The following is a 5,659-nucleotide window of genomic DNA, read 5'->3' on the forward strand; positions in this document are numbered from 1 at the left end:
CGCCGCGTTGTCGGAGTCGGCCGAGTACGCCCGGTACGAGGACACGACCTAGCTCCGCCGGACAGGGCCCGGTCCGGGGGGCCGGTGTCGGCGCGGCCGGGCCCGACGGGCGGGATCAGGGCCGGAGGCCCTTCACACGGACCGCACTCCCGTACGTGTGCCTGTCCGGTTCTTCGACCTGGAACCCGGCCGAGTGGAGGATCCCCAGAAGAGCGGCTCGCATACAGTCGTGGACGGCTTGGTGATGGCGGAGGGCCGGAGGCGGATCCGAGAAGTCGATCCCCTTCGCGAGGAGATCCAGAGCGGCGGTCCGCAGCTCCGTGTCCGTGTCCCAGGCCACGAACACACCGCCGCCCTCGGCGAGAGGATCCACATGAACATCCGCCCCGGGCGCGCCGTTCGGACCGCCGGCCAGGTCACCCCGGTGGACGGGAAGCCCGGCCCGCGCCAGTGCCAGGCACACCTCGTCGGCCAGTGCGTCGCGCCCGGCGACGACGTCCGGCGGCGCTTTCGGCGGCAGGTCGAATCCGTGACCGGTCATGGGCCCCTCGTTTCTCCGCCCGCTGTCGGTCCGGTGTTGTAGTCCGTCAGGGAGCGTGCCACACGCCCCCTAGGGGGTGTCCGGGGCCGCGTGAACCGGTGAGGGGTCCGCGCGCGCCGATGCCCGGCCCCACCGGCACGGGCCGGGCATCGGTCTCAAGAGCGCGCGCTACGCGGGCAGTTGGGCCTCGATCGCCGTGATGACCTCCGGGGCCTCCGGCTCCGTACGGGGACGGATGCGGCCCACGACCTCGCCGTCCGGGGAGATCAGGAACTTCTCGAAGTTCCACTGCACGTCGCCCGCCTCGCCCTCGGCGTCGGCCCGCTCCGTCAGCGCCTGGTACAGCGGATGCCGGTTCTCGCCGTTGACCTCGGACTTCTCCAGCAGCGGGAAGCTCACGCCGTACGTCGTCGAGCAGAACGTCTCGATGTCCTCGGCGCTGCCCGGCTCCTGGCCCGCGAACTGGTTGCAGGGCACGCCCACGACCGTGAGGCCGCGGTCGCCGTACGTCTGCTGGAGCCGCTCCAGACCCGCGTACTGCGGAGTGAGGCCGCACTTCGACGCGACGTTCACCACCAGCACCGCCCGGCCCTTGTACGCGGCCAGGGACGTGGGCTCACCGGTCAGGGTGCGCAGCGGGATGTCGTACAGAGTCATCAAGGTCTCCTCGGAGCAGTCGGTCCCGTTATCCCGTCCATTGTCGCGCTTCGGTCGGCGAGCTTGCGGAACAGCCCCTCCTGGACGACCGAGACCAGCAGCCGGCCCGAGCGGTCGTAGATACGGCCCCGGGCCAGACCCCGCCCGCCGGTCGCGATCGGCGACTCCTGGTCGTACAGGAACCACTCGTCCGCGCGGAACGGCCGGTGGAACCACATCGCGTGGTCCAGCGACGCCATGTCGTACCCGCGCGGCCCCCACAGCGGCTCGATCGGGATACGGACCGCGTCCAGCAGCGTCATGTCGCTCGCGTACGTCAGCGCACAGGTGTGCACCAGCGGGTCGTCGCCCAGCGGACCCACCGCGCGCATCCACACCGCGCTGCGCGGATCGGCGTCCCTGACCTCCTCCGGCGTCCAGCGCAGCCGGTCCGCGTAACGGATGTCGAACGGCTGACGGCGCGCCATCCGCTGATACGCCTCCGGCAGCTCGCCCAGATGCTCACGGACCTCCTCCGCCACCGTCGGCAGCGACTCGGGGTCCGGGAAGTCGAGGCGCGGCGGCAGCTGGTGCTCGAAGCCGCCCTCCTCCGCGTGGTGGAAGGACGCCGTCAGGTTGAAGATCGTCCGGCCCTCCTGCACCGCCGTGACCCGGCGCGTCGTGAACGACCGGCCGTCCCGCACCCGCTCGACCTGATAGACGATCGGCACGCCGGGCCGGCCGGGACGCAGGAAGTAGGCGTGCAGCGAGTTGACCGGTCGGTCGCCGTCCGTGGTGCGCCCGGCCGCCACCAGGGCCTGGCCGGCGACCTGGCCGCCGAAGACCCGTTGCAGCGACTCGTCCGGGCTGCGCCCGCGGAAGATATTGACCTCGATCCGCTCAAGATCGAGCAGATCGACCAGCCGCTCGGCGGGATTCGTCGTCATCGTTCTCGTTCTCCACAGTGTCGAAGTGCCGGGGGAGTCAGGCGGCGGACAGCTGGCCCACGGAGGTGACGCGGACCACGGCCCGGCCCTCCTCGTCGGACGCGGCGAGGTCGACCTCCGCGCTGATGCCCCAGTCGTGGTCGCCGTTCGGATCGGCGAACGACTGCCGGACCCGCCACAGGCCGTGCTCCGGGTCCTCCTCGATGCCGAGCAGCTTCGGGCCGCGCGCGTCGGGACCGGTGCCCAGCTCCTCGTACTCGTCCCAGTACCCGTCCATCGCCTCGCCCCAGGCGTCCGCGTCCCAGCCCGACTCGGCGTCCAGCTCGCCCAGTTCGTTCACCTTGTCCAGCGCCGCCAGCTCGACCCGGCGGAACATCGCGTTACGCACCAGCACCCGGAACGCCCGCCCGTTGGCGGTGACCGGCTTGACCTGGTCGGCCTTCTCCCGCGCCTGTTCGGCGGTCTCCACCTCCGGGTTGGCCAACTGCTCCCACTCGTCGAGGAGACTGGAGTCGACCTGCCGCACCATCTCGCCGAGCCAGGCGATCAGGTCCTCCAGGTCCTCCGACTTCAGATCGTCGGGGATGGTGTGCTCGAACGCCTTGTACGCGCCCGCGAGATAGCGCAGCACGATGCCCTCGGTGCGCGCCAGCTCGTAGTGGGACGTGAACTCCGTGAAGGTCATGGCCCGTTCGTACATGTCACGGATGACGGACTTCGGCGACACCGGGTGGTCGCCGACCCACGGATGGCTGGTGCGGTAGACCTCGTACGCGTGCCACAGCAGCTCCTCCAGCGGCTTCGGGTACGTGAACTCCTGGAGCCGCTCCATCCGTTCCTCGTACTCGACACCGTCGGCCTTCATCTGGCCGATCGCCTCGCCACGCGCTTTGTTCTGCTGCGCGGCGAGGATCTGCCGGGGATCGTCCAGCGTCGACTCGACGACGGAGACCATGTCCAGCGCGTACGAGGGCGAGCCCGGCTCCAGCAGTTCGAACGCGGCCAGCGCGAAGGTCGACAGCGGCTGGTTGAGCGCGAAGTTCTGCTGGAGGTCGACGGTGAGCCGGATGATGCGCCCCTCGGCGTCCGGGGTCTGAAGGCGCTCCACCACCCCGCCGTCCAGCAGCGACCGGTAGATGGCGATAGCGCGCCTGATGTGCCGCAGCTGCTGCTTGCGCGGCTCGTGGTTGTCCTCCAGGAGATGGCGCATCGCCTCGAAGGCGTTGCCCGGCCGGGCGATGACCGACAGCAGCATGGTGTGGGTGACCCGGAAGCGGGAGGTCAACGGCTCCGGGTCGGAGCCGATCAGCTTGTCGAACGTCGTCTCCGACCAGGCGACGAAACCCTCGGGGGCCTTCTTGCGGACCACCTTGCGGCGCTTCTTCGGATCGTCGCCCGCCTTGGCGAGGGCCTTCTCGTTCTCCACGACGTGCTCGGGCGCCTGCGCGACGACGAAGCCCGCCGTGTCGAAACCGGCCCGCCCGGCCCGGCCCGCGATCTGGTGGAACTCGCGGGCGCGCAAGGTGCGTACGCGCGTGCCGTCGTACTTGGTGAGGGCGGTGAACAGCACCGTACGGATGGGGACGTTGACGCCGACGCCGAGCGTGTCCGTACCGCAGATCACCTTCAACAGACCGGCCTGCGCCAGCTTTTCGACGAGGCGGCGGTACTTCGGCAGCATCCCCGCGTGGTGCACACCGATGCCGTGGCGCACGTAACGGGAGAGATTGCGGCCGAACTTGGTGGTGAAGCGGAAGCTGCCGATCAGATCGGCGATCCGGTCCTTCTCCTCGCGCGTACACATGTTGATGCTCATCAGCGACTGCGCGCGCTCGACGGCCGCCGCCTGCGTGAAGTGCACGATGTAGACCGGCGCCTGACGGGTCTCCAGCAGTTCGGTCAGCGTCTCGGTGATCGGGGTCAGGCGGTACTCGTAACTCAGCGGCACCGGGCGGGTCGCCGAGCGGACGACGGAGGTGGGCCGGCCCGTACGGCGGGTCAGGTCCTCCTCGAACCGCGACATGTCACCGAGCGTCGCGGACATCAGGATGAACTGCGCCTGCGGCAGCTCCAGGATCGGGATCTGCCAGGCCCAGCCGCGGTCCGGCTCCGCGTAGAAGTGGAACTCGTCCATCACGACCTGGCCGATGTCGGCGTGCTTGCCGTCCCGCAGGGCGATGGACGCCAGCACCTCCGCCGTGCAGCAGATGACCGGCGCGTCGGCGTTCACGGACGCGTCGCCCGTCAGCATGCCGACGTTCTCCGTGCCGAACAGTTTGCACAGGTCGAAGAACTTCTCCGACACCAGCGCCTTGATCGGGGCGCTGTAGAAGGTGACCTTGTCCTGGGCCAGCGCCGTGAAGTGCGCACCCGCCGCGATCAGGCTCTTTCCGGAGCCGGTGGGGGTGGAGACGATCACGTTGGCCCCGGAGACCACCTCGATCAGCGCCTCCTCCTGAGCCGGATAGAGCGTGATGCCCTCGCCCTCGGCCCATGACGAGAAGGCCTCGAAGAGGGCATCGGGGTCGGCGTCCTTCGGGAGCTGATCAATAAGGGTCACACCCCCATCTTGCCTGCCTTCGGCCCCGATGAGGGAACCGGACGACCGGCCGAAGATCACGGGCGATACGCTGCCCTGTCAACTGGGCCTTTCCGCAACGGCGGTGGGCCCATCAGCACGTACCACCACAGCGACGACGGGGCGGGGATCAACCATGCGGGGACGACCATGATGGGGCCGGCGCACTCACTGTCGGGCGCGGCGGCGTGGCTGGGGGTGGGAGCCGCCGCGGCGGCGGCCGACCGCGCCATGCCCTGGCCGGTGCTGGTCGTCGGCGCGCTGATCTGCGCGGGGGCGGCGCTCGCCCCCGACCTGGACCACAAGTCGGCGACGATCTCGCGCGCTTTCGGGCCGGTGTCGAAGGCGCTCTGCGAGATCGTCGACAAGTTGTCGTTCGCCGTCTACAAAGCGACAAGGAAACCGGGCGACGCCCGCAGGACCGGCGGCCACCGCACCCTCACCCACACCTGGCTCTGGGCCGTCATGATCGGCGGCGGCGCCTCGGCGCTCGCGATACTCGGCGGCCGGTGGGCGGTGCTCGCGCTGCTCTTCATCCATATGGTGCTCGCCGTCGAAGGGCTGCTCTGGCGGGCGGCGCGGATGTCGAGCGACGTCCTCGTCTGGCTGCTCGGCGCGACGAGCGCGTGGATCCTGGCCGGTGTGCTGGACAAGCCGGGCAACGGCTCGGACTGGCTCTTCTCGGCGCCCGGTCAGGAGTACCTGTGGCTGGGGCTGCCGATCCTCCTGGGCGCGCTGGTGCACGACATCGGCGACGCGCTCACGGTGTCGGGGTGCCCGATCCTGTGGCCCATCCCGGTGGGGCGCAAGCGCTGGTACCCGATCGGGCCGCCGAAGGCGATCCGGTTCAGGGCGGGGAGCTGGGTGGAGCTGAAGGTGCTGATGCCGCTGTTCATGCTGCTCGGCGGGGTGGGTGGCGCGGCGGCGCTGAACGTGATCTGACCCGCCCACCCCCTG

At 70.0% G+C, this 5,659-nt stretch carries 5 protein-coding genes; 1 reads left to right on the forward strand and 4 read right to left on the reverse strand.

Features of this window, described 5'->3' with window-relative positions:
* Positions 1-115: 115 nt before the first annotated feature.
* The 4 genes from P3L51_RS34645 to P3L51_RS34660 form a co-directional block, all read right to left on the reverse strand.
* Entirely contained in the window at positions 116-541 is a 426-nt protein-coding gene (locus P3L51_RS34645; protein ID WP_354609339.1) for a hypothetical protein, read from the reverse strand.
* A gap of 168 nt (positions 542-709) precedes the next feature.
* Positions 710-1,198 carry a glutathione peroxidase gene (locus P3L51_RS34650; RefSeq protein WP_354609340.1) on the reverse strand — a complete coding sequence of 163 codons (489 nt, stop codon included), beginning with the start codon at positions 1,196-1,198 and terminating at the stop codon, positions 710-712.
* Positions 1,198-2,124, reverse strand: a complete 927-nt coding sequence (locus P3L51_RS34655) for an acyl-CoA thioesterase (RefSeq protein WP_354609341.1) — start codon at positions 2,122-2,124, stop codon at positions 1,198-1,200. Before P3L51_RS34655 ends, P3L51_RS34650 begins: the two co-directional genes overlap by 1 nt.
* Positions 2,125-2,161: 37 nt before the next feature.
* A complete protein-coding gene (locus tag P3L51_RS34660; protein WP_354609342.1) occupies positions 2,162-4,684 on the reverse strand; it encodes a DEAD/DEAH box helicase in 2,523 nt (840 codons plus the stop codon).
* Between the two features lie 168 nt (positions 4,685-4,852).
* Between P3L51_RS34660 and P3L51_RS34665 the strand changes: the two genes are divergently transcribed.
* The gene (locus P3L51_RS34665; RefSeq protein WP_354609343.1) at positions 4,853-5,644 is read left to right on the forward strand and encodes a metal-dependent hydrolase; all 792 of its coding nucleotides are present in this window, start codon (positions 4,853-4,855) and stop codon (positions 5,642-5,644) included.
* Positions 5,645-5,659: the final 15 nt, after the last annotated feature.

Source organism: Streptomyces panacea (assembly GCF_040560175.1).
In the GTDB taxonomy this organism is placed as follows: Bacteria; Actinomycetota; Actinomycetes; order Streptomycetales; family Streptomycetaceae; genus Streptomyces; species Streptomyces panacea.

Coding starts and splice junctions, on each gene's coding strand:
- P3L51_RS34645 (WP_354609339.1), bottom strand. CDS start 541: ATGACCGGTCACGGATTCGACCTGCCGCCGAAAGCGCCGCCGGACGTC.
- P3L51_RS34650 (WP_354609340.1), bottom strand. CDS start 1,198: ATGACTCTGTACGACATCCCGCTGCGCACCCTGACCGGTGAGCCCACG.
- P3L51_RS34655 (WP_354609341.1), bottom strand. CDS start 2,124: ATGACGACGAATCCCGCCGAGCGGCTGGTCGATCTGCTCGATCTTGAG.
- P3L51_RS34665 (WP_354609343.1), top strand. CDS start 4,853: ATGATGGGGCCGGCGCACTCACTGTCGGGCGCGGCGGCGTGGCTGGGG.